Source organism: Pseudomonas sp. FA117 (assembly GCF_057370475.1).
The window spans coordinates 316,583-341,941 of record NZ_CM170675.1; the positions used below are offsets into that span (position 1 = coordinate 316,583).

General features: G+C 65.0%; 24 protein-coding genes and 1 tRNA gene. 6 read left to right on the plus strand and 19 right to left on the minus strand.

Going from position 1 to position 25,359, the window contains the following annotated elements; all coding sequences use genetic code 11:
* Window positions 1–161 precede the first annotated feature (161 nt).
* A complete protein-coding gene (lysM, locus tag AC1TXO_RS01515; protein ID WP_486404753.1) occupies window positions 162–602 on the plus strand; it encodes a peptidoglycan-binding protein LysM in 441 nt (146 codons plus the stop codon).
* A gap of 45 nt (window positions 603–647) precedes the next feature.
* Here lysM and yrfG read toward each other — a convergent pair whose 3' ends face one another.
* Window positions 648–1,310 (minus strand): GMP/IMP nucleotidase, encoded by a 663-nt coding sequence (gene yrfG / locus AC1TXO_RS01520; protein ID WP_486404754.1) that lies wholly within the window; start codon window positions 1,308–1,310, stop codon window positions 648–650.
* 65 nt (window positions 1,311–1,375) lie between these two features.
* Here yrfG and nudE point away from each other — a divergent pair, with 65 nt between their 5' ends.
* On the plus strand, window positions 1,376–1,942 hold the full coding sequence (nudE, locus tag AC1TXO_RS01525) for an ADP compounds hydrolase NudE (RefSeq protein WP_486404755.1): 567 nt from the start codon (window positions 1,376–1,378) through the stop codon (window positions 1,940–1,942).
* Window positions 1,939–2,757: a 3'(2'),5'-bisphosphate nucleotidase CysQ gene (gene cysQ, locus AC1TXO_RS01530; RefSeq protein WP_486404756.1), complete on the plus strand. Its 819-nt coding sequence runs from the start codon at window positions 1,939–1,941 to the stop codon at window positions 2,755–2,757. The genes nudE and cysQ overlap by 4 nt, the downstream gene beginning before the upstream one ends.
* 18 nt (window positions 2,758–2,775) lie before the next feature.
* On the opposite strand, the gene AC1TXO_RS01535 is transcribed toward cysQ, so the two are convergent.
* From AC1TXO_RS01535 to AC1TXO_RS01595, 13 genes are all read right to left on the minus strand, one after another.
* Window positions 2,776–3,231 (minus strand): YiiD C-terminal domain-containing protein, encoded by a 456-nt coding sequence (locus tag AC1TXO_RS01535; protein WP_486404757.1) that lies wholly within the window; start codon window positions 3,229–3,231, stop codon window positions 2,776–2,778.
* Complete coding sequence (locus AC1TXO_RS01540) at window positions 3,228–4,628, minus strand: sigma-54-dependent transcriptional regulator (RefSeq protein ID WP_486404758.1); 1,401 nt, start codon at window positions 4,626–4,628, stop codon at window positions 3,228–3,230. The genes AC1TXO_RS01535 and AC1TXO_RS01540 overlap by 4 nt, the downstream gene beginning before the upstream one ends.
* A complete protein-coding gene (locus AC1TXO_RS01545) occupies window positions 4,625–6,439 on the minus strand; it encodes a sensor histidine kinase (RefSeq protein WP_486406774.1) in 1,815 nt (604 codons plus the stop codon). The genes AC1TXO_RS01540 and AC1TXO_RS01545 overlap by 4 nt, the downstream gene beginning before the upstream one ends.
* Window positions 6,440–6,476: 37 nt before the next feature.
* Entirely contained in the window at window positions 6,477–7,337 is an 861-nt protein-coding gene (gene rfbD / locus AC1TXO_RS01550; RefSeq protein ID WP_486404759.1) for a dTDP-4-dehydrorhamnose reductase, read from the minus strand.
* Window positions 7,334–7,879, minus strand: a complete 546-nt coding sequence (gene rfbC / locus AC1TXO_RS01555; protein WP_486404760.1) for a dTDP-4-dehydrorhamnose 3,5-epimerase — start codon at window positions 7,877–7,879, stop codon at window positions 7,334–7,336. The genes rfbD and rfbC overlap by 4 nt, the downstream gene beginning before the upstream one ends.
* Window positions 7,876–8,751 carry a glucose-1-phosphate thymidylyltransferase RfbA gene (gene rfbA, locus AC1TXO_RS01560; RefSeq protein WP_486404761.1) on the minus strand — a complete coding sequence of 292 codons (876 nt, stop codon included), beginning with the start codon at window positions 8,749–8,751 and terminating at the stop codon, window positions 7,876–7,878. The genes rfbC and rfbA overlap by 4 nt, the downstream gene beginning before the upstream one ends.
* On the minus strand, window positions 8,748–9,830 hold the full coding sequence (gene rfbB, locus AC1TXO_RS01565) for a dTDP-glucose 4,6-dehydratase (protein WP_486404762.1): 1,083 nt from the start codon (window positions 9,828–9,830) through the stop codon (window positions 8,748–8,750). The genes rfbA and rfbB overlap by 4 nt, the downstream gene beginning before the upstream one ends.
* Window positions 9,831–9,894: 64 nt before the next feature.
* Window positions 9,895–11,040, minus strand: a complete 1,146-nt coding sequence (gene rffA / locus AC1TXO_RS01570; RefSeq protein ID WP_486404763.1) for a dTDP-4-amino-4,6-dideoxygalactose transaminase — start codon at window positions 11,038–11,040, stop codon at window positions 9,895–9,897.
* Entirely contained in the window at window positions 11,037–11,756 is a 720-nt protein-coding gene (locus tag AC1TXO_RS01575) for a metallophosphoesterase family protein (protein WP_486404764.1), read from the minus strand. Before AC1TXO_RS01575 ends, rffA begins: the two co-directional genes overlap by 4 nt.
* On the minus strand, window positions 11,737–12,714 hold the full coding sequence (locus tag AC1TXO_RS01580) for an ATP-grasp domain-containing protein (protein WP_486404765.1): 978 nt from the start codon (window positions 12,712–12,714) through the stop codon (window positions 11,737–11,739). The genes AC1TXO_RS01575 and AC1TXO_RS01580 overlap by 20 nt, the downstream gene beginning before the upstream one ends.
* Window positions 12,711–13,562 (minus strand): NAD-dependent epimerase/dehydratase family protein, encoded by an 852-nt coding sequence (locus AC1TXO_RS01585; RefSeq protein ID WP_486404766.1) that lies wholly within the window; start codon window positions 13,560–13,562, stop codon window positions 12,711–12,713. The genes AC1TXO_RS01580 and AC1TXO_RS01585 overlap by 4 nt, the downstream gene beginning before the upstream one ends.
* Window positions 13,559–14,287 (minus strand): class I SAM-dependent methyltransferase, encoded by a 729-nt coding sequence (locus AC1TXO_RS01590; protein ID WP_486404767.1) that lies wholly within the window; start codon window positions 14,285–14,287, stop codon window positions 13,559–13,561. The genes AC1TXO_RS01585 and AC1TXO_RS01590 overlap by 4 nt, the downstream gene beginning before the upstream one ends.
* Complete coding sequence (locus tag AC1TXO_RS01595; RefSeq protein WP_486404768.1) at window positions 14,284–15,030, minus strand: WbqC family protein; 747 nt, start codon at window positions 15,028–15,030, stop codon at window positions 14,284–14,286. The genes AC1TXO_RS01590 and AC1TXO_RS01595 overlap by 4 nt, the downstream gene beginning before the upstream one ends.
* 266 nt (window positions 15,031–15,296) lie before the next feature.
* Between AC1TXO_RS01595 and AC1TXO_RS01600 the strand changes: the two genes are divergently transcribed.
* From AC1TXO_RS01600 to AC1TXO_RS01610, 3 genes are all read left to right on the plus strand, one after another.
* Window positions 15,297–18,197, plus strand: coding sequence for an aminotransferase (locus AC1TXO_RS01600; protein WP_486404769.1), 2,901 nt, complete (start codon window positions 15,297–15,299; stop codon window positions 18,195–18,197).
* A gap of 196 nt (window positions 18,198–18,393) precedes the next feature.
* Window positions 18,394–19,500, plus strand: coding sequence for an agmatine deiminase (gene aguA, locus AC1TXO_RS01605; RefSeq protein ID WP_486404770.1), 1,107 nt, complete (start codon window positions 18,394–18,396; stop codon window positions 19,498–19,500).
* Window positions 19,501–19,684: 184 nt separating this feature from the next.
* Window positions 19,685–19,882, plus strand: coding sequence for a hypothetical protein (locus AC1TXO_RS01610; protein ID WP_486404771.1), 198 nt, complete (start codon window positions 19,685–19,687; stop codon window positions 19,880–19,882).
* A gap of 54 nt (window positions 19,883–19,936) precedes the next feature.
* On the opposite strand, the gene ppk2 is transcribed toward AC1TXO_RS01610, so the two are convergent.
* The 5 genes from ppk2 to AC1TXO_RS01635 all read right to left on the minus strand — a co-directional run bounded on the left by ppk2 (window position 19,937) and on the right by AC1TXO_RS01635 (window position 24,921).
* A complete protein-coding gene (ppk2, locus tag AC1TXO_RS01615) occupies window positions 19,937–20,914 on the minus strand; it encodes a polyphosphate kinase 2 (RefSeq protein ID WP_486404772.1) in 978 nt (325 codons plus the stop codon).
* A gap of 231 nt (window positions 20,915–21,145) precedes the next feature.
* Window positions 21,146–21,221: transfer RNA gene (locus tag AC1TXO_RS01620), tRNA-Phe, on the minus strand.
* 111 nt (window positions 21,222–21,332) lie between these two features.
* Window positions 21,333–21,605 (minus strand): oxidative damage protection protein, encoded by a 273-nt coding sequence (locus AC1TXO_RS01625; protein ID WP_029612825.1) that lies wholly within the window; start codon window positions 21,603–21,605, stop codon window positions 21,333–21,335.
* On the minus strand, window positions 21,602–22,669 hold the full coding sequence (gene mutY / locus AC1TXO_RS01630; protein WP_486404773.1) for an A/G-specific adenine glycosylase: 1,068 nt from the start codon (window positions 22,667–22,669) through the stop codon (window positions 21,602–21,604). The genes AC1TXO_RS01625 and mutY overlap by 4 nt, the downstream gene beginning before the upstream one ends.
* Window positions 22,666–24,921 carry an AsmA family protein gene (locus tag AC1TXO_RS01635; RefSeq protein ID WP_486404774.1) on the minus strand — a complete coding sequence of 752 codons (2,256 nt, stop codon included), beginning with the start codon at window positions 24,919–24,921 and terminating at the stop codon, window positions 22,666–22,668. Before AC1TXO_RS01635 ends, mutY begins: the two co-directional genes overlap by 4 nt.
* Window positions 24,922–25,359: the final 438 nt, after the last annotated feature.

A 25,359-nucleotide genomic window follows, 5' to 3' on the forward strand; every position in this document is an offset into this window, starting at 1 on the left:
GGCGGCTCTTTACTTGCACAAGCCTAGGCTTGTGGGCACGCGGCGTCTAATCGCTAGGTTCTATGCGGTGATAGACCGCGTCGATTGGTCGCACCGGGGCGATCCGCCGATTCCTGGCCTAGACTCTGGGATTCCGAGGAATCATCAACAAGGAGCGCGTCATGAGCCTGTTCAGTTTCGTGAAGGAAGCCGGCGAGAAGTTGATCGATCTGCTGACCCCCGGCAACGCCAATGCCGAGGAGCAGCTGAAGGAGCATGTGGCCAAGGTCGGCCTGGGCAACCCGAATATCTCGGCCACTGTAGAGGGCGACAAGGTCATCCTCAAGGGGGAGGTGGCCAGCCAGGAGGAAAAGGAGAAGATCATCCTCGCGGCGGGCAACATCAACGGGGTGGCTTCGGTGGATGACCAGATCACCGTCACCGGGCCTGTGGCGCAGGCGGCGCGGTTCGTCACGGTGGAGAAGGGCGATACCCTGAGCGCGATCTCCAAGCGGGTATATGGCGATCCGAACAAGTACCAGAAGATCTTCGAGGCCAACAAGCCGATGCTCAAGGATGTGAACAAGATCTATCCGGGGCAGGTGCTGCGTATTCCGGACTGAGGATCGGTGTTGCGCTCATCGCGGGCTTGTCCCGCGATGAGGCCTTCACAATCCCGACAACAACTCCCGGTAATCCTCGACCGCTGAAAACTCCTGCGTGTCGCGCACATCCGCCTGGCTATCGGGCTGCCTCACTGCCAGCAGATGCCCCACCCCGAACCGTTGCGCACTGCGCAAGATCGCCAGGGTGTCGTCGATGAACAGGCTGCGTGCGGGGTCGAAACCGATGTCGGCGAGCAGTGCATCCCAGAACTGCGGGCTTTCCTTGGGGTAGCCATAATCGTGCGAGCTGATCAGCCGTTCGAAATAAGGCGCAAGCTCCACCCTCTCCAGCTTGAGCGACAGCGAGTCGCGATGGGCATTGGTGATCATCACCACACGCTTGCCAGCTCGGCGAATGGCCGCAAGGAAGGTGTCGGCATCCGGGCGCAGGGCGATCAGGTCGGCGATCTCGCGCTTGAGCTCGCGGATCGGCAGGCGCAGCTCGCGGCTCCAGAAGTCCAGGCAGTACCAGTTCAGGGTGCCGGCATGGCGCTCGAACAGCGGTCGCATTTCCAGCTCGGCCATTGCCCGGCTCACGCCGTGCAGCTCGGCGTAGCGCTGGGGCAGGTGCTCGAGCCAGAAGCGGTTGTCGTAGTGCAGGTCGAGCAGGGTACCGTCCATGTCCAGCAGGACGGTATCGATGTCGGACCAGGGCAGAACAGGCATGGGAAATTCTCGATCGGTCGGCAAGCCACGGTATAGTAACCCGTTCACGCCAAGGAGCCGCACCCATGCGCCAGAAACCCACCGTCCTCAGCCGCGAGATCGTCGCCAGCAGCCGTTTGTTCCGCGTCGAGGCCGTGCAGTTGCGCTTCTCCAACGGCAACGAGCGCACCTACGAGCGGCTGGTCGGTCGCGGCACCGGCTATGGTGCGGTGATGATCGTGGCGATGCTCGATGCCGAGCATGCGGTGTTGGTCGAGGAATACTGCGGCGGCACCGACGAGTACGAGCTGTCGCTGCCCAAGGGCCTGATCGAGCCGGGCGAGGACGTGCTGGCGGCGGCCGATCGCGAGCTCAAGGAAGAGGCAGGCTTTGGTGCGCGTCAGCTGGAGCACCTCACCGAGCTGTCGCTGTCGCCTGGCTACATGAGCCAGAAGATCCAGGTGGTGCTGGCGACCGACCTCTACGAAGAGCGCCTGGAGGGCGACGAGCCTGAGCCGATGCGCGTCGACAAGGTCAACCTGCGCGAGCTCTCGACCCTGGCCATGCATCCGCAGTTCAGTGAAGGCAGGGCGCTGGCGGCGCTGTACCTGGCGCGTGACCTGCTGATCCAGCGTGGAGTGCTGGGCGCATGAACGATCGGCAACTGATGCATGAAGTGGTGAAGCTTGCCGGGCTTGCGGGCGAGGCGATCCTGCCGTTCTGGCGGACCGATGTCGCGATCACCAGCAAGGCCGATGATTCGCCGGTGACCGCGGCCGACCTTGCCGCCCACCGTATCATCGCCGACGGCCTGCAGGCGCTGGCGCCGCACATCCCGGTGCTGTCGGAGGAAGATTGCAGCATCCCGCTGGCTGAACGCGAAGGCTGGACGCGCTGGTGGCTGGTCGACCCACTCGATGGCACCAAGGAATTCATCGCCGGCAGCGAGGAGTTCACCGTCAACATCGCGTTGATCGAGCACGGCGAGGTGGTGTTCGGCGTGGTGTCGATGCCGACCAATGGCCGCTGCTACTTCGGTGGTCGGGCTTTGAGGTCATGGCGTGTCGAGCCCCGGGGCGAACCTCAGCGGATTCACGTGCGCGACGCAGCACCTGCCGATGGGCGTTTCACCGTGGTTGCCAGCCGTCGCCATACCAGCCCCGAGCAGGAAGCCCTGCTGGCCGACCTCCGCGCCCAGGTGGGTGAGCTGGAACTCGCCAATATCGGCAGCTCGCTGAAGTTCTGCCTGCTGGCCGAGGGTGCTGCCGATTTCTACCCGCGCCTGGCGCCGACCTCGCAATGGGATACGGCGGCGGCGCAGGGAGTGGTCGAAGGGGCGGGTGGTGAGGTGATCGAGGTCGATGGCCAGCCGTTCCGCTATCCACCACGCGAGTCGCTGCTCAATCCGTTCTTCCTGGCCTTGCCGGCCAAGGCCGCCTGGCGCCAGGCGCTTCTCGCCCGAATCTGACCCCTCGCCGCAGCCCGGTCAACGGTGCAGGACGTACTGGCCGCTGAAGTTCACGGCGGCGGCATCGCTATCGGCGTTGCTCACCGTGGTTTCCAGGGTCAGCCGCGCCCGGCCGCGGCGCTGGTACAGCGTCAGGAAGCGCTCCCAGGCCTTGGCATCCGGCGCCGGGCAACGTGCCACTGCTTTGCCTGTCACCGGCAACGGGTAACTGATCTGCCCTTCCTGGATGACGATATGCCCGTCATCGATCCCCAGCTCGCGCAGGCGCAGGTGCAACCAGCCCCAGCCGACCAGCACGGCGGCGCAGTAGAGGCTGCCGCCGAACATGGTGCTCTTGTGGTTGACGTTGGGCGCCAGCGGCAACTGCAGGCGCAGGCACTGCTCGCGCCAGTCGATGACTTCCATGCCCATTTCCCGGGTCAGCGGTATATCGCCGTGCAGGACTGCCTGCAGGTACTGGCTGTCGGTCGTCATGGCCGCTGTTCCTCGTGGTCGTCGTGGGCTGCGTCGGCGAAGCTCAGGCCGTGCTTGCGCAGCTTGTCGTGCAGGGTCTTGCGCGGAATGCCCAGCGCTTCGGCGAGACTGCGCAGGGAGCTGTGCGGCTGGTTCAGCTCGGCAGCGATGAGCGAGCGCTCGAACTGTTCGACCTGTTCGCTGAGGCTGCCGATGCGTGCCGGCTCGGCGCTGTCGTTGGCGGGCGGCACCTGGCCGTCCAGGGCCAGCTCCAGGCCCAGGGCGAAGCGCTCTGCGGCGTTCTGCAGCTCGCGTACGTTGCCGGGCCATTCGTGACGCAGCAGCATGGCCCGCTGTGCCGGTTGCAGGGTGTGCGGCGCCAGGCCGTGGCGTTGGCTGGCGGCATCGGCGAAGTGCTGGAACAGCACCAGGATGTCATCACCGCGTTCGCGCAACGCCGGGATGCGCAGCGGTGCGACGTTCAGGCGATAGTAGAGGTCGGCGCGGAAGCGCCCTTGGTCGGCGGACTGACGCAGGTCTTCCTTGGTCGCGGCGATCACGCGGATATCCAGCGGGATCAACTGGTTGCCACCCAGGCGCTCGACCACCCGCTCCTGCAGCAGGCGCAGCAGCTTGACCTGCACGTCCAGGCTCATGCTCTCGATCTCGTCGAGGAACAGCGTGCCGCCGTTGGCGAACTCGAACTTGCCGATCCGGCGTTTCTGCGCGCCGGTGAAGGCGCCCGGCTCGTGGCCGAAAAGCTCGCTCTCGACCACGGACTCGGCCAGGGCGCCGGCGTTGATTGCCACGAACGGACCGTCGCGTCGGCTCGACAGGTCGTGCAGGGCGCGTGCCACCACCTCCTTGCCGGCACCGGTTTCGCCGAGGATCAGCACGTCGGCGCGGGTCCCGGCCAGGGCGCCGATCTGTTCGCGCAGACGCTGCATCAGCGGCGAGTGCCCGACCAGCCGGGTCGACAGCTGCTGGCGGTCGCTCAGGGCCAGGCGCAGGCTGCGGTTGTCCAGCACCAGGCGGCGCAGGGCCAGGGCGCGGCGCACGCTGTCGAGCAGCGAATCGCTGGCGAAGGGTTTTTCCAGGAAGTCATAGGCCCCGGCGCGCATCGCCTGGACCGCCAGCGGCACATCGCCGTGACCGGTGATCAGCAGTACGGGCAATTCGCTGTCGCGGCTGTGCAGTTGCTCGAGCAGTTGCAGGCCGTCGATGCCGGGCATGCGGATATCGCTGACCACCACACCCGGCCAGTCGGGCTCGATACGCTCGGCCAGGCCCTGGGCGTCGGCCAGGGTGGCGACCTTGAGGCCGGCCAGGTCGAGGGTCTGGCTCAAGGCCTGGCGCAGGTGCGGATCGTCATCGACCAGGATGACCTGGGTGTGGCTGTCGATCAGTGTCTCGGTCATGCCGAGGAATCCTCCGAAGGTTTCAGGTTGGCGCCGGGCGCTGCCACCCGCAGTTGCAAGGTGAGCAGGGCACCCCCTTCCGGGTGGTTGCCCATCAGCAGCTCGCCGCCGAGCGCGCGCATCAGGCTTTCACAGATGGCCAGGCCCAGGCCAAGGCCCTGGGTGCGGGTCTTGGTGGTGAAGAAGGGCTCCTTGGCGTGCTCCAGCGCCTGCCGGGTGAAGCCCGGGCCGTTGTCGCGAATGTACAGGTAGACGCAGTCCTCGCGCGTTTCGGCACTCAGCCAGAGGCGGCGCGGATTGGCTTTTTCGGTGAGGGCGTCGAGGGCATTGGCCAGCAGGTTGCCGAGCACCTGGCGCAGGCGTGTCTCGCCGGCCTGCACCCACAGGGTGGCGTCCGGCAGGTCGCGGATCAGTTCCACCGCCATCGCCCGACGCCGCTTGGCCAGCAGTGCCAGGGCATCGTCCAGCGCCGGTTGCAGGGCGACACTTTCCGGGGCGTGGCGGTCGCGGCGGGCAAAGGCGCGCAGATGGGCGATGATCGAGGCCATGCGCCCGGTCAGTTCGCCGATCAGCTTGAGGTTGCCGCGGGCATCCTCGGTGCGCTGGTGGTCGAGCAGGATCTCGGCGTTCTCGGCGTAGCTGCGGATCGCTGCCAGGGGCTGGTTGAGCTCGTGGCTGATGCTCGCCGACATGGTGCCCAGCACCGACAGCTTGCCGGCCTGGACCAGCTCGTCCTGGGCGCGTACCAGTTCCTGCTGGGCCTGCTCGCGCTCCAGCACTTCGGTCTTCAGGCGATTGTTCAGCCATTCCAGGTCGGCGGTCCGCGCGACCACGCGGTTTTCCAGGTCCTGACGGCCACGGGCTTCCAGTTCGATGCGCTCCATGTAGTGGCGGCGGCGCTGCATCACCAGCCCGGCCAGGAGCATGGTCACCAGCAGCGCGCCGCCGCCGATGGCCATGACCGTCTGCACCGAGCGGTCGACCAGGATGCGCGGGGCGAGGATGCTGACCTGCCAGCCGGTCTCCCTGATATCGCGGGTCTGGGTCAACCAGGCATCGGGCTCCAGGCGCAAGGGCTGCGGTGCCTGGGTCGGGTAGGGCTGGATGGTGATCATCGCCTTGCGCTCGTCTTCGCTGAGCACGCGGGTGGCGCGGAAACGCCATTCCGGGCGCGAAGTCAGCACCACCACGCCATACTGGTCGGTCAGCAGCAGCTGCTCCGGGGTGCGGCCCCAGAGGGTTTCGGTGTGGTCGAGGTCGACCTTGACCACCAGCACCCCGACCACCCGTTCGCCGTCACGCACTGCGGCGGCGAAGAAGTAGCCGCGCTTGGCCGAGGTGGTGCCCTGGCCGAAGAAGCGCCCCAGGCGGCCTTCCATCGCCTCGATGAAGTAGGGGCGGAAAGCGAAGTTGCGACCGACGAAGCTGTCGCGCTTGTCCCAGTTGGACGCCGCCAGAGTGTTACCGCTGACATCCATCAGGTACATCACTTCGGCGCCGGTCTGCTGGGTGATTTCGCGCAGCAGGCGATTGGCGTTGGTCACCGCCTCCAGCTTGAACGGGTCGGCCAGCACGCCGCGCAGCGCCGGCAGGTCGCCGAGGATCTGCGGCAGGGTCTCGTAGCGGTGCAGGGTGCCGAGCAGGTTGGCGACGTAGAGGTCGAGGGTCTGGCGGTTCTGCGAGGCCAGTTGGTCCTGGTAGTAGCGTTCGGCAAGATGATGCAGCGGCCACAGCAGCGGGGCCAGGCACAGCGCCAGCAGGGCCAGGCTGCGCCAGCGGGGGCGTCGTGAATTGATTGGAGTCGAGGTCATCGCCAGGTGCGCCAGAAGGATCTGGCGCAATTATGCGCTACTTCAGGCAGTCGATCAGCGCCTGCTGCCAATCCGGCTGGCTGACCTGCCATTCGTGTGCCAGGCGCGAGCAGTCCAGGCGCGAATTGAGTGGGCGGCGCGCCGGGGTCGGATATTCGCTGCTGGCAATGGGCAGCAACTCGGCGCAGGGCAGGCCACGCGCCTTGAGTTGCGCGGCGATGGCCTCGGCAAAGCCGAACCAGGAGGTTTCGCCCTGGGCGGTCAGGTGATAGGTGCCCCAGGCACCCGCTTCGCCAGCCTGCCAACGCTCGATCAGGGCACGGGTGCTGGTAGCGATGGTCCCCGCCCAGGTGGGGGCACCGATCTGGTCGTCGACCACTTTCAGTTGCGCACGCTCCTGCAGCAGGCGTTGCATGGTCAGCAGGAAGTTGCGCCCATGCAGCGAGTACACCCAGCTGGTGCGCAGGATCAGGTGCTCGGCGTCCACGCTGGTGATCGCCTGCTCCCCCGCCAGTTTGCTCTGGCCGTAGACACCCAGCGGATTCACCGGGTCGGTTTCGACATAGGGCGTTGTCTTGTTGCCGTCGAACACGTAGTCGGTGGAGTAGTGAATCAGCGGTGCACCCAGGCTTGCGGCTTCCTCGGCCAGCACTCGCGGGCTCTGGGCGTTGATTGCGTAAGCCAGTTGCGCTTCGCTTTCAGCCTGGTCCACGGCGGTGTGGGCTGCAGCGTTGATGATCAGGTCGGGTGCGAGCTGGCGCAGAGGCTCGCGCAAGGCCTCGGGCTGAGCCAGGTCAAGCTGGTCGCGGCCGAGCAGGTGCAAGTCGCCAAGCCCGTTCAGTGCCTGCCGGAGCGCCTGGGCGACCTGGCCATTGTGGCCGCAGACGAGGATTCTCATGGGAACAGCTCCGCATCCTTGAGCAGTCTGCCGGCCTGGTCCTTGGCCGACAGCAACGGCGCCGCCTCGAGTTGCCAGTCGATCGCCAACTGCGGATCGTCCCAGCGAATGCAGCGTTCGGCGGCGGGGTTGTAGTAGTCGGTGGTCTTGTACAGGAAGTCGGCTGATTCGCTGAGTACCACGAAACCATGGGCGAAGCCTGGTGGAATCCAGAACTGGCGGTGGTTGTCGGCGGACAGGCGTGCCCCGACCCACTGCCCGAAGGTTGGCGAGCTTCGGCGGATGTCCACGGCCACGTCCAGCACCTCGCCCTGGATCACGCGGACCAGCTTGCCTTGCGGGTTCTGCAACTGGTAGTGCAGACCGCGCAGCACACCCTGCTGGGAGCGTGAATGATTGTCCTGAACGAACTCGACATCGACCCCGGTGCGTTCGGCGAAGGTGCGGGCGTTGAAGCTTTCGAGGAAGAAACCACGGCTGTCACCGAACACTTTGGGTTCGATGATGAGGATTTCAGGAATAGCGGTACTGATGACGTTCATGGCGTTTCTTCAGCCAGTTTGCGCAGGTATTGGCCGTAGCCGGTTTTCTTCAGTTCGTTGGCCTTGGCCAGCAGTCTTTCCCGGCAGATCCAGCCCTTCTGATAGGCGATTTCTTCCAGGCACGCCACTTTCAGGCCCTGGCGGTGCTCGATGGTCTGCACGTACTGCGACGCCTCCAGCAGGCTATCGTGGGTTCCGGTGTCCAGCCAGGCGAAACCGCGCCCGAAGCGTTCGACCCTCAAGTCGCCGCGCTTGAGGTAGGCGTTGGTAATGTCGGTGATTTCCAGTTCACCCCGAGGCGAAGGGCGCACGCCCTTGGCGATCTCGATCACATCGTTGTCGTAGAAATACAGGCCGGTCACCGCGTAGCTGGAGCGCGGTGCGACTGGTTTTTCCTCGATGGACAGGGCATTGCCCTGTGCGTCGAATTCGACCACGCCGAAGCGCTCCGGGTCCTTGACCAGGTAGCCGAACACCGTCGCCCCGGATGGGCGGTTGACCGCGCGCAGCAGCTGTTCGCTGAAACCTTGGCCATGGAAGATGTTGTCGCCGAGGATCAGGCAAACCGAATCATCGCCGATGAAGTCTTCGCCGATCAGGAAGGCCTGGGCCAGGCCATCAGGCGAGGGCTGCTCGGCATAGCTGAGGTTGATGCCGAACTGGCTGCCGTCGCCGAACAGTGCGCGATACTGCGGTAGATCCTGAGGGGTGGAAATGAGCAGGATGTCACGGATACCGGCGAGCATCAGTACCGATATCGGGTAGTAGATCATCGGTTTGTCGTAGATCGGCAGCAGCTGCTTGGAGACGCCGAGCGTGATGGGGTGCAGGCGGGTGCCGGAGCCTCCGGCGAGGACGATACCCTTGGTCATGCGATCAGATCCTTGAAGTCGGAGTTACCCAGGCGTTCGCCCTGATAGCTGCCGTCCTGGACGTGGCGGCACCACTCCAGATTGTCGAGGTACCACTGCACGGTCTTGCGCAGGCCGGACTCGAAGGTTTCCTCCGGCACCCAGCCCAGTTCGCGCTCGATCTTGCCCGCGTCGATGGCGTAGCGCAGGTCGTGGCCGGGACGGTCCTGAACGAAAGTGATGAGGTCGGCAAAATGAGTGATGTCGGCAGGGCGCTGGGGCGCGAGCTCTTCGAGCAAGTTGCAGATCGCGTGTACGACATCGAGATTCTTTTGCTCATTGTGCCCACCGATATTGTAGGTCTCGCCAACCTTGCCTGCGGTTACCACCCTGAGCAGCGCGCGCGCGTGGTCTTCGACGAACAGCCAGTCACGTACCTGCTGGCCGTTGCCGTACACCGGTAGTGGCTTTCCGGCGAGGGCGTTGAGAATCATCAGTGGGATCAGTTTCTCGGGGAAATGATACGGGCCGTAGTTGTTCGAACAGTTGGTGATCAGCACCGGCAGGCCGTAGGTGCGATGCCAGGCGCGGACCAGATGGTCGGACGCCGCCTTGCTGGCCGAGTATGGCGAGCTGGGGGCGTAGGGCGTGGTTTCGCGGAACAGGTCGTCGGCACCGTGCAGGTCGCCATACACCTCGTCGGTGGAGATGTGGTGAAAGCGGAACGCGGTGCGCACATCTTCTGACTGGCGATTCCACCAGGCCCGGGTGGCCTCGAGCAGGGTGTAGGTGCCGGTGATGTTGGTCTGGATGAAGGCTGCGGGCCCATCGATCGAGCGATCAACGTGCGACTCGGCGGCCAGGTGCATGATCGCTTCGGGTTGGAAACGGTCGAGTACAGCACTGACCGCTTTCTGATCGACGATATCGGCCTGGACGAACTCATAGCGGCTGTCGCTGGCGATGCCGTGCAGCGACTCGAGGTTACCGGCGTAGGTCAACTTGTCGAGGTTCAGCACTTCATGGTCGGTGTGACCGATCAGGTGGCGGATCAGTGCCGAGCCGATAAAGCCGGCACCACCAGTAACGAGAATACGCATGTGCTGTAACTTTCCTGCTAGTGAGTGTGTGACAGTATGGTGCAGTTGCGTAGTGACCCGACGCTCAACGACCTGCCAGTACCTTGGCCAGGACTTCAACCACCCGATCCTGGCGTTCATCGCCCAGGCCGCACCACAGCGGCAGGCGCACCAGGCGGTCGGACAAGTCGTCGGTCATCTGCATGGCGCCATGGACGCGCCCATAACGCTCACCGCCCGGTGAGGAGTGCAGAGGCACATAGTGGAACACGGCATACACTTCCTTGTCGCGCATCGCCTGCAATACGGCCTGGCGGTCGATGCCGGGAGCGAGCAGCACATAATACATGTGGGCGTTGTGCTGGCAGTCCTGCGGGATGATCGGCCGACGCAGCAGGCCGTCCGCCTCCAGGCCGGCGAGGGCGTCGTGATAGCGCGCCCAGGTGGCCAGGCGGCTGGCGGTGATGGCCTCGGCTTCCTGCAGCTGCGCCCAGAGGAAGGCTGCGGTCAGCTCGCCTGGGAGAAACGACGATCCGACTTCCTGCCAGGTGTACTTGTCGACCTGGCCGCGGAAGAAGCGACTGCGGTCGGTGCCCTTTTCGCGAATGATCTCGGCGCGCATCACCAGTTCCGGATCGTTGGCCAGCAGCGCGCCGCCTTCGCCGCTGATGACGTTCTTGGTCTCGTGGAAGCTGAAGGCCCCCAGGTCGCCGATGCTGCCCAGCGCGCGGCCCTTGTAGCTGGACATGACGCCCTGCGCGGCATCCTCGACCACCTTGAGGCCGTGCTTGCGGGCGATGGCCATGATGCTGTCCATCTCGCAGGCGACACCGGCGTAGTGGACCACGGCGATGGCCTTGGTACGCGGGGTGATGGCGGCTTCGATCAGGCGCTCGTCGAGGTTGAGGGTGTCTTCGCGGACGTCGACGAACACCGGCACCGCGCCGCGCAGGACGAAGGCGTTGGCGGTGGAGACGAAGGTGTAGGACGGCATGATCACTTCGTCACCCGGCTGGATGTCGAGCAGCAGCGCACACATCTCCAGGGCGGCGGTGCAGGAGTGGGTCAGCAGCGCCTTGCCGCTGCCGGTGCGCGCCTCCAGCCAGGCATGGCAGCGCTTGGTGAACGGACCGTCACCGGCAAGCATCTGCCCCAGGTTGGCTTCGGCAATGTGGTGGAATTCCTTGCCGGTCATGTAGGGGCGGTTGAAGGGGATCTTTTCCAGGCTCATGGATGGTTTCCTGCAGGTCTGGCGGGCGGAAGGTCGCTGCGGATCGCGCTGATGCGCCCGCCGATCTGCGTGCCCTTGGCAAGGTTTTCGTAGAAGTACGCGTTGAAGCCTGCGTGCGCCATCGCGCGTTGTGCGGCTTCGACGTCATAGGCGATGCGGTGCAGCGTGAAACGCTGGCCGTCCCAGGTGGCGAAGGCCGCACGAGGGTCGCCGTCGCGCGGCTGGCCGACCGAGCCGGGGTTGCACCAGGTCTTGTCGCGGCCCTGCCAGAGGAACTGCACATGGCTGTGCCCGGAGGCGAAGAAGCGACCCTGGAGATCACTGAAATAGGCTTCGCCGGGCTCCAGATACTCGTCGAGCGGATCGTTCCAGCCGCCATGGATCAGCTCCAGGCCGTGCAGGCTGGCGCGCTCCGGCAGGCTTTCGAGCCAGCGGCGGTTGTCGGCGCTGAGCACCTTGTGCTGGTAGTCCAGGCAGGCGTTGGCGCTGTTGGAGCGCGGACAAGGCTGATGGCGTGCGATATAGGCATCGTGGTTGCCCATCAGCGAGAAGATCCCGCGGGCGCGCAAGGCATCGCAGCACTCGTTGACCTGGCTGTAGTAGCCGGCGGTGTCGCCCAGGCAGATGATCTCGCCCACGCCCAACCGGTCGAGCTCGGCGAGCACGGCGGACAGCGCGGCGAAATTGCCGTGAATGTCAGAAATGATCCCGATCATGAACCACGTAGTCCTCGATGTAGCGCACCGCAAAACCTGCGCGGACCGCTGGTTGCCGGGGCCTTTCGCCCTGGAGATACCAGGCCAGGCACATGGCTGCCTCGTTGTAGCCGAAGGCCGTGCGGATGGAGCTGGTGGACGAGATGCGCGGATTGATCTCCAGCAGTTTCCAGGTGCCGTCGTCTGCCCGGCGGAACTGCAGGTTGGTCGGCCCGACCGGCTTGAAGTGCTGGCACAGGCGCGTCACTACCGCATCCAGGCTGGCGTCGTGGCGCACTTTGGCCTTGGCGGTGGAACCGTCAGAGGCCAGGCTGCGCTGGAAGGTGATGCTCGCGCAGCTGCCGCCCTGGCCATCGCCGAATACGGCCACGGTGTACTCCTGGCTGGCGCTGCCGATGATCGGCTGGGCCATCAGTACCTCGCCCAGCAACGGCGCCCAAGGCGTGAAGTCGCGCTCCTCGTGGACCCACACCAGGCCCTTGGAGGCGTAGCTGCGCCGGGGCTTGAGCAGGAACGGCAGGCCGAGCTGCTGCGAAAGCGAGGCAAAGTCGCCGGTCAGGTGGCTGGGGATACGGGCGTCGTCTTCATGTGCCAGCAGGGCCTGGTCCATGGCGTACTTGTCGCGCGACAGGCTGATCAGCCGGGCGTCGTTGAGCACGATCCGGCAGCCGCTGGCCGCCAGTACGTCACGGTGTTCGTCGAGCCAGTGCACATCCTGTTCGATGCCGGGAATCAGCAGGTCGACCCGGTACTGCTCGATCATCTGCAGCAGCCAGCCCTGATACCTGAGATCGGCGGTCAGCGGTGCCTGTTCGAAGTGATCGCACCAGGCCTGGCCGACCGCATCGTCGTAGATATCGGTACCCAGCAACTTGAGTGCAGGGTCGGCGGCGCGCAGCGATTTCAGCAGACCGTAGCCCATGATCGCGCCGACGCCGGTAACCATGACCGTGGTCATTGCCGGGCCTCCTGGTGGGCCTGCATCAGTTGCAGACCGGTACGAATGTCGGTGGTTGGCCAATAGTCGATGGCCTGGTGCAGTTGTGCATCGGCGTGCATGGGCGGCATGTCGGCGATGTCCGGCTTGTCGCGCAGGAAGCGGATGTCGACGCTGCGTCTGCTGGCGGCGAAGGCTGCCTCGGCGATCTCGGACAGCCTGGGGCTGTGCGGGTGTACGCAGTCGAAGCGCCCGATCACCCTGCGCTGCGCGACCCGCGCCACGATTTCCGCCAGGTCGTCCAGGTACAAGTAGTTGCGCTGCGCGTCATTGTTGCCATACAGCTGCACCGTCTGCCCCGCGCGTGCCGTTTCGGCGATGACGTACAGCAGCCCCTGGTGTTTGCGGCAGGCACCGGCTGAATCGTAGACCTGGCTCGGACGCAGGATGGTCAGGGCGATTTCGCGTTGCTTGCAGAACAGCTGTGCAAGCTCCTCGGAATGTCGCTTCGACAGCGAATAGATGTTGTAGTGAGGGTCGTCGGCGGTAAAGCCTGCGAACACCGAAGACACCAGGATCACGTGCCGGGCGCCGCTCTGCGCCGCAAGTTCGCAAGCGCGCAGGGTACCGACCGCGTTGACCTGCTCGGCCTGGATCAGTGCTTCGGTGGAGGTCCCACCAAAGGCGGCGGCCACCAGCACCACGGTATCGAAGTGCCCGCCACCGAAGGGCGGGTTGTCTGCCTGCTCCAGGTCGAACGGGAAGTCCGCTTCGCGACGCCCCGCGGTCCTCACTTCACCCAGCGTCGCAAGCCGGGCGGCGATGGCCTGGCCGATGACCGAGGTACTGCCGATCAACAGGCTTCTCATGCCGGCTCGACCTGGGCCTCGAACATCAGCGCGCAGCAGAGTTCGGGGTAGTCGATACCGACCGTGCACATGCCTTCGATGATCTCGTTGGACAGCCCCAGCGGCTGCAGTTGCGAAGTCATCAACGGCTTGAGGAACACCCCTTCCTTGCGCACGATGCGGTAGCCAGCCTGCTCCAGTTCTTCGGTCAGGCGGCTGACCGAGTAGGTGCGCTGATGGCCCAGCTCCAGATCACCCTGGCCCAGCTTCATCATGTCGTCGAGCTTGCCTGCGGCATGGCCGATGCGCCGGTGCAGCGACTCGCCGTTGGGCACCAGGGCGAACAGTCGGCCGCCAGGGGCGAGGAAGCGGCGGAAGTGCTCGAGGACCTGCTGCGGGTTGTCGACGTGCTCGAGGATGAATCCCATCACGATCAGGTCGAAGGTCTGCTCGGTGTCGAAGTGCTCGAAATAGCTTTCGACGATGTTCACCGGGCTGTCGGGGTAGTTTTCCCGGAACTGGGCGATGACCGAGGGCGAACCGTCGATCACCGTATGCGAGGCGAAGAAGCGCGAGAAGCGGTTGGTGGAAAAGCCGTGGCCGACACCCAGCTCCAGAATCGAGTTGTGCGCCTGGCACAACTTCATGATCCGCTGGGGATACCAGTTGAGCATGATGTCGTTGTCGAAGGCGAAACCGAAGCGATCGCTGTAGGCGCCGATGTAGCTGTCCAGTGCATTGCTCATGGGGAGACTCGCAGGTCGGTGGCGGCGCCCGTCGGCGCGGCGGATTCAGGAGCCGGTGGCCGCACATGCTTCATGAAGTGCGGTGCGTCCGGGCCACAGTTGAACAGCAGGTCGAGGATGGTCACGCCATGGGTGAACTCACCCCACTGCTGCGGGTATTGGCGGTAGCCGCTGTAGTCGAACCACCCGACCGTGATGCCCTGTTCGGCGAACAGGCTTTCATCCAGGTAGTCGCGCGCGGCCGGGCCGGACAGGTATTGGCTGGCACCGGCTTGCCGGCACAGGTCGACCAGCCGTTCGCTCTTGCCTTCGCCCAGGCGGTAGTCCCAGGAGTGGCTGATACGCGTGCCGATGCCCAGGTACCCGCAGATGGCCTGCAGCAGCCGGTGGTTCAGGGTGCTGAGCTGGTGGTGGGTCTGCTCCAGGTACAGTGGCCTCAGCCATCCGGCGATGGCCCTGAAGTACGGGGCCTTGGCGTAGTTCGCCTCGAGGGTCTTCCAGTGCTTGATCTGCCAGCGGGCATCCTGTAACTGCACGTCGCGGATGCGCCGGTCGATGTCCTGGCCGACGGGGACGGTCAGCCACTCCACGCCCTTGGGGGTCTTGATCTGGTTGCGGTTGCGCCAGTCGTTCTTGGTGTACTGCATGTCGTCGTAGAGGATGAATTCGTCGACGGCGGCGATCAGGTCGAAGTAGCCCTTCCAGGGGATGTAGTTCGACTGCAGGATGGCGACCTTCTTCATGACCGGCCTCCATCGGCATTGTGACGAACTTCTGACGCGCACGACCGGCGCAACGCTGCCCCGGCGTCAAGGAGCCGGTGCGAACGAGGCGACAGCGACAGCGGTTCAGCGAACATCGACAGCAACTCCTGATAGTGCCAGGCCTTCTGGGCCGCGGCTCTGGCGGGCGAGATTGCAGGTCTGCAACGACAGCCTGCGCCTCGTGCCTCTTGCTTCCGGGCAGTGGTAATGGCGATATAAGCAAAAAAGAGGCCGAGGTTCGCACCATGCCGTTGCACACCCTGATCCATCGCTCCAGCCTTCCACGTCCCGAGGTTTCCGAGGCGCAGGCCAGCCATGCCCTGCAGGCGTATTACGGCCTGCACGGCGCGCTGGTGCCCCTCGGCAGCCAGCAGGACGTGAACTACCGGCTGGACAGCGAGCAGGGGCGTTTCGTGTTCAAGCTCTGCCATGGCAGCTATGCCCAGGTGGAGCTCGAGGCGCAGCACGCGGCACTCGCCTATCTGCGCGCGCAGGCCCTGCCGGTGCCGGCGGTGCGCCCGGCGCTGAACGGCGAAGGGCTGCTGGCGCTGGAGATTGGCGGCCAGGCCCTGCGTTGCCGGGTGCTCGAGTACCTCGAAGGCCAGCCGCTGACGCGCCTCAGGCACATGCCGGAGCGCTTGATGGCCGAGCTGGGCGCACTGTGCGCGCAGGTCGGCAAGGCCCTGGCGGGCTTCGAGCATCCGGGGCTGGAGCGTACCCTGCAGTGGGATCCACGGCATGCCGAGGCATTGATCGAGCATCTGTTGCCGGTCATCAAGGACGAAGCCCGGCGCGAGCGGGTCGAGGAACTGACAAGCCAGGTGCGCGCGCGCCTGCAGCCGCTGGTCGGGCAGCTGCCGATCCAGGCGGTGCACCTGGACATCACCGATGACAACGTGGTCTGGGCGCTGGATGAACACCGTCAATGGCAGGCACGGGGTGTGATCGACTTCGGTGACCTGTCGCGTACCTGGCGCATCGCCGACCTTTCCGTCACCTGTGCAGCCTTGCTGCATCACGCCGAAGGCGACCCGCTGCGCATCCTCCCGGTGGTCAGCGCCTACCAGGCGGTAAACCCCCTGGGCGAAGCAGAGCTGCGCGCCCTCTGGCCGCTGGTGCTGAACCGCTCGGCGGTGCTGGTGCTCAGCAGCGAGCAGCAGCTCACGGTCGACCCGGACAACCAGTACACCCGCGACAACATCGCCCATGAATGGGAAATCTTCGACACCGCCACCGCAGTACCTGCCGCGTTGATGGAGGCGGCGATCCTGCAGGCGGCAGGCTTCGCCCCAAATACCGCCGAGCTGGGCGACTGCGCGGCGCTGCTGCCGGGCCTGGACGTACAGGCGCTGAGCAGGCTGGACCTGGGCGTGCTGAGCCCGCACTGTGTGGCGGGCAACTGGCAGCAAGCCGGCTTCGACCAGCGCCTGCTGCTCGCCCAACCCGTGCCTGCCAGCACCCTGCACGGACAATATCGCCTGTCGCAAACCCATTTCGACCGCCCGGACGAGCCGGCCACCTGTGCTTTGGGTGTGGAGCTGAACCTGCCCGCCGGCAGCGTGCTGCAGGCTCCGCAGGACGGTATCTGGCTGAGTACCGGGGACGGTCGCGGTTGCCTCAGTACCTCCAGCTGGGGGCTGTGGTTGAGCGGCCTGGAGCAGGCGCCGGAGGATGGCGAGTCGGTGAGCAAGGGCCAGCTGCTGGGTTCGACCTGCGGCTTTCTCAGCGTGCAGCTGTGCCTGGAACCACACATCCAGCCGCCGTTCTTCGCCAGGCCGTCCCAGGCCAAGGCCTGGCTGGCGCTGTGTCCGTCGCCTGCGCCGTTGCTGGGCCATGACTGCGATGCCGAGCCGCTGGTCGACGCCAGGGCGTTGCTGGCGCGGCGCGACGCCAGTTTCGCCCGCTCGCAGAAGCACTACTATGCCGAGCCGCCGCATATCGAGCGTGGCTGGCGCAACTACCTGATCGACATGCACGGGCGCTCCTACCTGGACATGCTCAACAATGTCGCGGTGCTGGGGCACGGGCACCCACGGATGGTCGCCGAGTCGGCGCGCCAGTGGTCGCTGGTCAACACCAACTCGCGTTTCCACTATGCAGCCATCGCCGAGTTCTCCGAGCGCCTGCTCGAGCTGGCCCCGGAAGGCTTCGACCGGGTGTTCCTGGTCAACAGCGGAACCGAGGCCAACGACCTGGCGATTCGCCTGGCCTGGGCCTACAGCGGCGGTCGTGACCTGCTCAGCGTGCTGGAGGCCTACCACGGCTGGTCGGTGGCCACCGATGCCATCTCCACTTCGATCGCCGACAATCCCCAGGCGCTGCAGACCCGGCCGGATTGGGTGCATCCGGTGGAGGCGCCCAATACCTTCCGTGGCCGTTACCGAGGCGCGGACAGCGCCGGCGATTACCTGCGCGATGTGGATGCCAAGCTCGCCGACCTGGACGCCCGAGGCCGCCAGTTGGCGGGGATGATCTGCGAGCCGGTGTACGGCAACGCCGGCGGCATCTCGCTTCCCCAGGGCTACCTGCGCGAGGCCTACGCCAAGGTGCGGGCGCGCGGTGGAGTGTGCATCGCCGACGAAGTGCAGGTCGGCTACGGCCGTCTGGGCGAGTACTTCTGGGGGTTCGAGGAGCAGGGCGTGGTGCCGGACATCATCACCATGGCCAAGGGCATGGGCAACGGCCAGCCGCTCGGGGCCGTGATCACCCGCCGCGAGATCGCCGAGGCGCTGGAAGCGGAGGGTTACTTCTTCTCCTCGGCTGGCGGCAGCCCGGTGAGCTGTCGGATCGGCATGGCCGTACTCGATGTGATGCGCGACGAGGGGCTGTGGGACAACGCCCGCGACGTGGGCCGCCACTTCAAGGCGCGGCTGCAGGCGCTGGTCGATAAACATCCGCTTGCCGGGGCGGCGCACGGTTCGGGCTTCTACCTCGGGCTGGAGCTGGTACGCGACCGCCAGACGCTGGAGCCAGCCACCGAGGAAACCATGCTGTTGTGCGACCGCCTGCGCGACCTGGGGATCTTCATGCAGCCGACCGGGGATTACCTGAACATCCTCAAGATCAAGCCGCCGATGTGCACCACGCGCGCGAGTGTGGATTACTTCGTCGACTGTGTGGAGCGGGTGTTATCTGAGCTGGCGTGACAGCAGATCGATTTATATCGGCTAAATTTGTTTGGATATGTGTTTCAGTTTTATTTAAGGCTTTAAAAGCCGATATCTATCGGTTAGATTGGTGGCATTCTGTGGCTTTTTCGCGGGCTTGCCCGCGAAAAAGCGCTTACCGACACCTGACCATCCAACCCTGGCTCCAGCTTGCCGGGCCATCCAGAGGCTACCCATGAAGACCCTGAACTCGACTCCCCGCGCCGACGGTTTCCACATGCCCGCCGAGTGGGCCCCGCAGACCCAGGTATGGATGGTCTGGCCGGAGCGCCCGGACAACTGGCGCCTGGGCGGCAAGCCCGCACAGGCTGCGCACGTCACCCTGGCCAAGGCCATCGCCCGTTTCGAACCGGTCACCGTGGCGGTGTCTGCCGCCCAGTACGAGAACGCCCGTCGCCAGCTCGACCTGCCCAACATCCGCGTGGTCGAGATCAGCAACGACGACGCCTGGGTCCGTGACACCGGCCCGACCTTCGTGATCAACGACCACGGCGAGGTGCGCGGCGTGGACTGGGGCTTCAACGCCTGGGGCGGATTCGACGGCGGCCTGTACGCGCCGTGGAACCGCGACGAGGAGCTGGCTGCCAAGGTCATGGAGATGGAGCGCTGCCAGCGCTACCACACCGAAGGTTTCGTGCTCGAGGGTGGGTCCATCCACGTCGATGGTGAAGGCACCCTGATCACCACCGAGGAGTGCCTGCTCAACCGCAACCGCAACCCGCACCTGACCCGCGAGCAGATCGAGGACGTGCTGCGCGAGCGCCTCGCCGTGGAAACCATCGTCTGGCTGCCCGATGGCCTGTACAACGACGAAACCGACGGCCACGTCGACAATTTCTGCTGTTACGTGAGCCCGGGCGAAGTGTTACTGGCCTGGACCGATGATTCCAACGACCCCAACTATGCGCGCTGCCACGCGGCCTACGAGGTGCTGAAAAACACCCGTGACGCCAAGGGCCGCGAGTTCGTGGTGCACAAGATGCCCATTCCCGGGCCGCTGTTCGCCACCGAAGAAGAGTGCGCCGGCGTCGACCAGGTGGCCGGCAGCCAGGAGCGTGACCCGTCGGTGCGTCTGGCCGGTTCCTACGTGAACTTCCTGATCGTCAATGGCGGCATCATCGCCCCGAGCTTCGACGACCCGGCAGATGCGCAGGCCAGAGCGATCCTGGCCAAGATCTTCCCGGACCACGAAGTGGTAATGATCCCCGGTCGCGAGCTGCTGCTGGGCGGCGGCAACATCCACTGCCTGACCCAGCAGCAACCGGCGCCGTTCAAGCGCTGATCGCCCGCCACTGCAGAAGCCCGTCGCATGACGGGCTTTTTTCGTTTGCGCCGCTGGTTGATCGCTGCCCTGGCACATCTCTTGTATTGCATTCATTCGGATGTTTCGGGCGGGGTGTTTCACACCGTCCTGTAACAATCCCACAGTAATTTAGCCGCTCACTGCCCAGGGAGTATGTGTCGAAATGAATGCAGCGAGTGAGTCGGCTTTGTCCCCAATGGCGATCAATCACGAATCGCTGAAGGTGCTGGCGCAGTGGTTGAAGCACCATGGAAGCCTCCGGGTCAGGAAGACCGATCCGCGCCGCCTTCTCAAGGGTCGCTACCCTGATGGCCTGCTCAGCGAAGCAGAGCTCGAGGCGCTGTCCGCGGCCTGGCACTGAAGGCAAGGCATCCATCAACGAAAACGCCACCGCCGATGCGGTGGCGTTTTCGTTTCAGCCGGCCTGTTGCGCCGCATCTTCCTCTTCGAAGCCGCGCATGGCCCGGCCCACCAGCAACGGGTCGGGGGCATGGGCGACGCTGTGGTCCTTGTCAGGGTAGTCCAGGGCGTGGAGGAAATGCCGGATGCAGTTGAGCCGTGCACGTTTCTTGTCGTCGGACTTGATGACCGTCCACGGCGCATCGGCGGTATCGGTATGGAAGAACATGGCTTCCTTCGCTGCCGTGTAGTCGTCCCATTTGTCCAGCGACTTGATGTCGATCGGCGAGAGCTTCCAGTGCTTGAGCGGGTCGTCACGGCGGGAAATGAAGCGGCGCAGCTGTTCTTCGCGGTTGACCGAGAACCAGTACTTGAACAGCAGGATGCCGCTGTTGCACAGCATGCGCTCAAGGTCCGGCGCCTGGCGCATGAACTCCAGGTACTGCAACGGCGAGCAGAACTCCATGACCCGCTCGACCCCGGCGCGGTTGTACCAGGAGCGGTCGAAGAACACCATTTCACCGGACGTGGGCAGGTGCTGGATGTAGCGCTGGAAGTACCATTGGCCCTTCTCCTGTTCGGAGGGTTTCTCCAGCGCGACGATCCGCGCTCCACGCGGGTTCAGGTGCTCCATGAAACGCTTGATGGTCCCGCCCTTGCCTGCCGCATCGCGCCCTTCGAACAGCACCACGATGCGCTGCCCGGTTTCCTTGGCCCAGCTCTGGACCTTCAGCAGCTCGATCTGCAGCGCGTGCTTGGCCTTCTCGTACTCCTGGCGGCGCATGCGTGTGTGGTACGGGTAGCTGGCCGGCAGGCGGGCGCTGGTGCTGTCTTCGTTGCTGCCCTTGCGCGCGCTGGCGACTTCCAGCGCGGCGGGCTGCTGGCTGATGCGGGTGATGGACGCTTGCGGTTTGCGCTTGCGCGGCGTGCGCTGGGGTGTAACCGGAGCAGCTTCGACGGGGTTGGCAAGGGGGAGGGGGGAATCGTCGCTCATGGAGGTCCTTTCGGGATCGAGTGTCCATGGAGCAGTGTAGGGCGATGCGGTTGCTGGCTTTTTGATGCTGGTCAATGCTGGCCGGTGGAGCACCTGTGGAAGCGGCCGCTGCGCGCCCGATCGCGGGGCGAGCCCGCTCCCACAAGAGAAATCGCAGACAACAAAAAACCCGCACTAGGCGGGTTTCTTGTGTCGCTTCGGGTGACTTTGCAACCACCCGATGCTTAATGGTGGTGCCCAGAGACGGAGTCGAACCGCCGACACGAGGATTTTCAATCCTCTGCTCTACCGACTGAGCTATCTGGGCGACGGGGCGAATTAAAAAGGTTTTCAGACCCTGCGTCAACGACTTTTTGAAAATTTTTTAAATTAATTCCGTCGCTTACGCATCCTGACTATTTTTTGTACAGCTGCGCGCTCACGCGCTGGGTGGAACGTAGCCTTCGGCCTGGGCGTAGTCTTCGCCGGCGAAGAACTTGTCCATTTCCGCCTGGAGGAATTTGCGGTCCTCGCCGTTCATCATGTTCAGGCGCTTCTCGTTGATCAGCATGGTCTGGTGCTTCTGCCACTCGTCCCAGGCCTTCTGCGAGATGTGCTCGTAGATGTCCTGGCCCTTGGCACCGGGGTAGGGCGGGCGTGGCAGGCCTGGCAGTTCTTCGTTGTACTTGCGGCACTTCACGGTGCGGGTCATCGGGACTCTCCTGCAATCAGTTCATCGGCCGCGCGTGCGAGCAGCTTCTTGACCGGGGCGGCGAGGCCCAGGCGCGGCGGGGTGGCGAGGTTATACCAGAGCCAGTCGGGCTCGGCCACGTGCGAGCCGACCGGGTCGACACGCACCAGCCAGGGTTCGATCGCCAGCTGGAAGTGGCTGAAGGTGTGGGTCAGGCCTTGCAGCGCCTGGCTCTCGGTCATGCGCAGGCCGTGCTGGTAGGCGAGGTCTTCGAGCTGTTCCAGGCTGTCGAGCTCCGGCAGGCTCCACAGGCCGCCCCACAGGCCGCTGGATGGGCGACGGTAGAGCAGGATGGCGCCTTCGTGATTGGTCAGCAGCGGCATCAGCGTCTTGCGCTGGGGCAGGGCCTTGCGCGGCTTGGGCTCGGGGTAGCGTTTCTCTTCGCCGAGCAGGTGCGCTTCGCATCCGCGTTGCAGCGGGCAGATCAGGCAACTGGGCTTGCTGCGGGTGCAGAGCGTGGCGCCCAGGTCCATCATCGCCTGGGTGTAGTGGTTGACCCGGGTCATGGGCGTGAAACGCTCGGCCGCGGCCCACAGGGCATTGGCCACCTTCGGCTCGCCTGGGTAGCCGGCCTGGGCAGTGAAGCGCGCCAGCACGCGCTTGACGTTGCCGTCGAGGATCGGCGCACGCAGGCCCATGCTGATGCTGGCGATGGCGCCTGCGGTCGAGCGGCCGATGCCGGGCAGCTCGGTCAGCGCCTCGACACTGCGCGGGAACTCGCCACCATGCTGGTCGACGACGATCTTCGCCGCCTTCTGCAGGTTGCGGGCACGGGTGTAGTAGCCAAGGCCCGTCCACAGGTGCAGCACTTCGTCTTCAGGCGCCTCGGCCAGGGCCTGCACGGTCGGCAGCGCCTGCATGAAGCGGTCGAAGTAGTTGAGCACGGTGCTCACCTGGGTCTGTTGCAGCATGATTTCCGACACCCACACCCGATACGGGGTGATGCCCTGTTGCCAGGGCAGGTCGTGGCGGCCGTGCTGGTCGAACCACTCCAGTACGGCGCTGGAGAACTGCTGGGGGCTCATCGTTTGAACAGCCCCTTGAGCGCATCTTTCAATTCCGGGCTCACCTTGTCGCCGAGTTTTTCATCGAGCTTTTCGTCGATCTTGTCCTTGAGGCGATTGCCGGCAAGCTTCGCAGCGACCTTGCCCAGGCCATCCTGGTCAAGACGGCAGGCCTTGGCACCCAGCTCGAGCGGCCCGCGGCAGCGCAGCGGGACTTCGACCCCGACGTAGCGCTCGTTGACCTGGCAGGCCGGGTCCGGCATGGCGCGCTGGTCGCCTTCGACCACCACACCGATGCCGTAGTCCATGCCCAGCACGCGCAGGTCCAGATCGCCCTGGCCGTTGACGGTCAGGCCCGGAATGCGCACCTTCAGGTCAGGGTTGCTGGCCACGCCATTGCGTACCACCAGCGTGCCGCGCAGCTCCTGGAAGGGGGTATCCTTGGCCCGCGGCTCGCCGCTGAGCTGTTTGCGGTTGAGCGTGGCGATGGCCTGGCACAGCTGCTGTTCGAGGTTGGCATTGACCAGCACACCGTCGTTGATGGTGAAGCTGGCATTGCCGTTGAGCGTATCGATCAGCGCTTTCTGGCTGTTGCCGGTGGCGGTCAGGTCGCTCGACAACGTCAGCAGGCCCTTGACCGGCGGCGCCTGGTCCGGGCTTTCGCGCTTGATGAAGTGCTCAACCGGTACCCGGTTGATCCTGGTGTTCACACCCAGTTGCGGCACGGCAGGGCGCACATCGACCGTGCCCTTGGCTTCGAAGGTGCCGTTGTACAGGCCGCCGCGCAGGGTTTCCAGGGTGATCAGGCCGCCCTGGCCGCTGGCCTTGAGCTGGGCGTCGGTGATCGGCAGCTTGTCCAGGGTCAGGACGCCGAACGACAGATCGGCCTGCAGGTCGAGGGCGCGCAGGCGATCGACCGGCAGCAGCTTGTCGTTGCTCCAGGCCACCTGGGTGGGCGCATTGGGCAGTGGCGTGGAGCCGGCCCCGGCGATCGCGCTGGCCTCCTGCTGCTTGACCTCGGCCTGGCGTGCGGCCTTGGCACCCTTGGCCTCGTCGCTCTTGGCCGGCAGGTAGCGGTCGGCGTCGAAGGTGTCGCCCTTGAGCTGGACGCGCAGGGCCTGCCTGGCGAAGTCTTCGACGGCGACACGGCCGGTGAAGGTGCTCTGGTCGAGCTTCACCGCCAGGTCTTCCATGGCAATGGAGTTCTGCGTCCCTTGCAGGCGACCGACCAGCTCAAGCTTGGCGAACGCCGCAGGGTCGGCGGTGGCTGGCAGAGGATGGCCGATGCCGTCGAGGAAGGTGCGCAGGTCGAACTGGGCGATGGACAGCCCGCCGCTCAGTTGCGCAGCCTTGTCCAGATCACGCAGGTTCAGCTCGCCGAGCGCGCGCAACTGGTTGGCCGAGATTTTCAGGCCACTCCAGGACGCGACATTGGCCCCGAGGTCGACCAGCACCTGGCCCTGGGCGGCGAAGGTCACGGTCTTGCCGCCGGTCGGCTCGCCCGAGGTCTCGCCGGACAGGCGCATGTCCTCGAGGCTGTAGCGCTTGAGCTTGCGGTCGAAGCGCAGGTCGCCGACCAGTTCGGTACGGGCCTTGATGTTCGGCTCGCTGGCGCTGAGGAAGGCACTGGCCTTGATCGGCGTGTTGACGCCGTCGTGCACCGGGCCGGTGCTCAGCTGGATGCTTTCGGCGCCGTAGCTCTTGCCGTTCTGCTCGTCGGTGAACTGCACCCGGGCGTTGTTGACGGTCAGGCTGTCGATGTCCAGTTTCACCGCGCGCTCGTTGGCCGCTGGTTGCGGCGTCGGTGCCTGCGCTGGTGCGCCTTCGGCCGGAGCGGCCTGCGTGCTGGCCGTGGCGTTCTGGTCGGGGAGCGGCTTGCCGATGTCTTCCCAGTTGCCGTGGCCATGCTCGTCGCGCACCAGGGTGAGGTTCAGGCCCTCGACACGGACATCGCTCATCTGCACTTCGCGGCGCAGCAACGGCAGCACGCGCACCGACAGACCGAGCATCTGCAGGTCGGCGAACGGCTGCTTGGGGTTGTTCAGGGTGGCGATGCTCGCCTCGTGCAGTTCCAGGCCCAGCCAGGGGAACAGGCTCCAGCCGATGTCACCGTTGAGGGTGAGCTCGACATGGGCCTTGTTGCGGGCCAGCTCGCGGATTTCGTCTTTGTAGTCGTTGGGATCGAAGAGGTGGGTCAGGGCGAAGCCCAGCGCCACGACGATCAGCAACAACCCGAGAAGTCCCAGCCCCAGGATTTTGCCGAACGCTTTCATGGGCGAGTCCTTGTAGTCCGATAAATGAATTCAAGCGGCAGAGTATAGCGCCGCGACCATGGCTTCCGAGTACCGCTTCGACAGTTCTGCTCATTGCAGTTCCACGCCCGAGTCTGCCTTGGCCTCGTTCGCGGACCAGCCCCGCCCCCACGAAAGCCACGCAGCACGGGCGTTGCAGGAGCGAGGTTGGCTGCGAAAAGGGGGCTTGCAGAGCGCAAACGGTTGCGCAGCCAATCTGTAGCGGTTCAGTTTCATGAAAAATAACGATGTCAGATTGATCTCACCGTCATCTTATGCTGGTAACCTTGCCCGGCTTCCGGAGTGACCGCGACCTAGTGTCGCGGGGCAACGACGCCGAAAACGGTGCCAATTTCGCCTTGTGTGCCGCGAAACAGCCAGGGAAACGATCCGAAAGCACAGACCATACCTAAAAGGATC

Excerpts from the sequence above, each read along its gene's own strand:
- lysM (WP_486404753.1), top strand. The coding sequence starts at position 162 with ATGAGCCTGTTCAGTTTCGTGAAGGAAGCCGGCGAGAAGTTGATCGAT.
- yrfG (WP_486404754.1), bottom strand. The coding sequence starts at position 1,310 with ATGCCTGTTCTGCCCTGGTCCGACATCGATACCGTCCTGCTGGACATG.
- nudE (WP_486404755.1), top strand. The coding sequence starts at position 1,376 with ATGCGCCAGAAACCCACCGTCCTCAGCCGCGAGATCGTCGCCAGCAGC.
- cysQ (WP_486404756.1), top strand. The coding sequence starts at position 1,939 with ATGAACGATCGGCAACTGATGCATGAAGTGGTGAAGCTTGCCGGGCTT.
- AC1TXO_RS01535 (WP_486404757.1), bottom strand. The coding sequence starts at position 3,231 with ATGACGACCGACAGCCAGTACCTGCAGGCAGTCCTGCACGGCGATATA.
- AC1TXO_RS01540 (WP_486404758.1), bottom strand. The coding sequence starts at position 4,628 with ATGACCGAGACACTGATCGACAGCCACACCCAGGTCATCCTGGTCGAT.
- AC1TXO_RS01545 (WP_486406774.1), bottom strand. The coding sequence starts at position 6,439 with ATGACCTCGACTCCAATCAATTCACGACGCCCCCGCTGGCGCAGCCTG.
- rfbD (WP_486404759.1), bottom strand. The coding sequence starts at position 7,337 with ATGAGAATCCTCGTCTGCGGCCACAATGGCCAGGTCGCCCAGGCGCTC.
- rfbC (WP_486404760.1), bottom strand. The coding sequence starts at position 7,879 with ATGAACGTCATCAGTACCGCTATTCCTGAAATCCTCATCATCGAACCC.
- rfbA (WP_486404761.1), bottom strand. The coding sequence starts at position 8,751 with ATGACCAAGGGTATCGTCCTCGCCGGAGGCTCCGGCACCCGCCTGCAC.
- rfbB (WP_486404762.1), bottom strand. The coding sequence starts at position 9,830 with ATGCGTATTCTCGTTACTGGTGGTGCCGGCTTTATCGGCTCGGCACTG.
- rffA (WP_486404763.1), bottom strand. The coding sequence starts at position 11,040 with ATGAGCCTGGAAAAGATCCCCTTCAACCGCCCCTACATGACCGGCAAG.
- AC1TXO_RS01575 (WP_486404764.1), bottom strand. The coding sequence starts at position 11,756 with ATGATCGGGATCATTTCTGACATTCACGGCAATTTCGCCGCGCTGTCC.
- AC1TXO_RS01580 (WP_486404765.1), bottom strand. The coding sequence starts at position 12,714 with ATGACCACGGTCATGGTTACCGGCGTCGGCGCGATCATGGGCTACGGT.
- AC1TXO_RS01585 (WP_486404766.1), bottom strand. The coding sequence starts at position 13,562 with ATGAGAAGCCTGTTGATCGGCAGTACCTCGGTCATCGGCCAGGCCATC.
- AC1TXO_RS01590 (WP_486404767.1), bottom strand. The coding sequence starts at position 14,287 with ATGAGCAATGCACTGGACAGCTACATCGGCGCCTACAGCGATCGCTTC.
- AC1TXO_RS01595 (WP_486404768.1), bottom strand. The coding sequence starts at position 15,030 with ATGAAGAAGGTCGCCATCCTGCAGTCGAACTACATCCCCTGGAAGGGC.
- AC1TXO_RS01600 (WP_486404769.1), top strand. The coding sequence starts at position 15,297 with ATGCCGTTGCACACCCTGATCCATCGCTCCAGCCTTCCACGTCCCGAG.
- aguA (WP_486404770.1), top strand. The coding sequence starts at position 18,394 with ATGAAGACCCTGAACTCGACTCCCCGCGCCGACGGTTTCCACATGCCC.
- AC1TXO_RS01610 (WP_486404771.1), top strand. The coding sequence starts at position 19,685 with ATGAATGCAGCGAGTGAGTCGGCTTTGTCCCCAATGGCGATCAATCAC.
- ppk2 (WP_486404772.1), bottom strand. The coding sequence starts at position 20,914 with ATGAGCGACGATTCCCCCCTCCCCCTTGCCAACCCCGTCGAAGCTGCT.
- AC1TXO_RS01625 (WP_029612825.1), bottom strand. The coding sequence starts at position 21,605 with ATGACCCGCACCGTGAAGTGCCGCAAGTACAACGAAGAACTGCCAGGC.
- mutY (WP_486404773.1), bottom strand. The coding sequence starts at position 22,669 with ATGAGCCCCCAGCAGTTCTCCAGCGCCGTACTGGAGTGGTTCGACCAG.
- AC1TXO_RS01635 (WP_486404774.1), bottom strand. The coding sequence starts at position 24,921 with ATGAAAGCGTTCGGCAAAATCCTGGGGCTGGGACTTCTCGGGTTGTTG.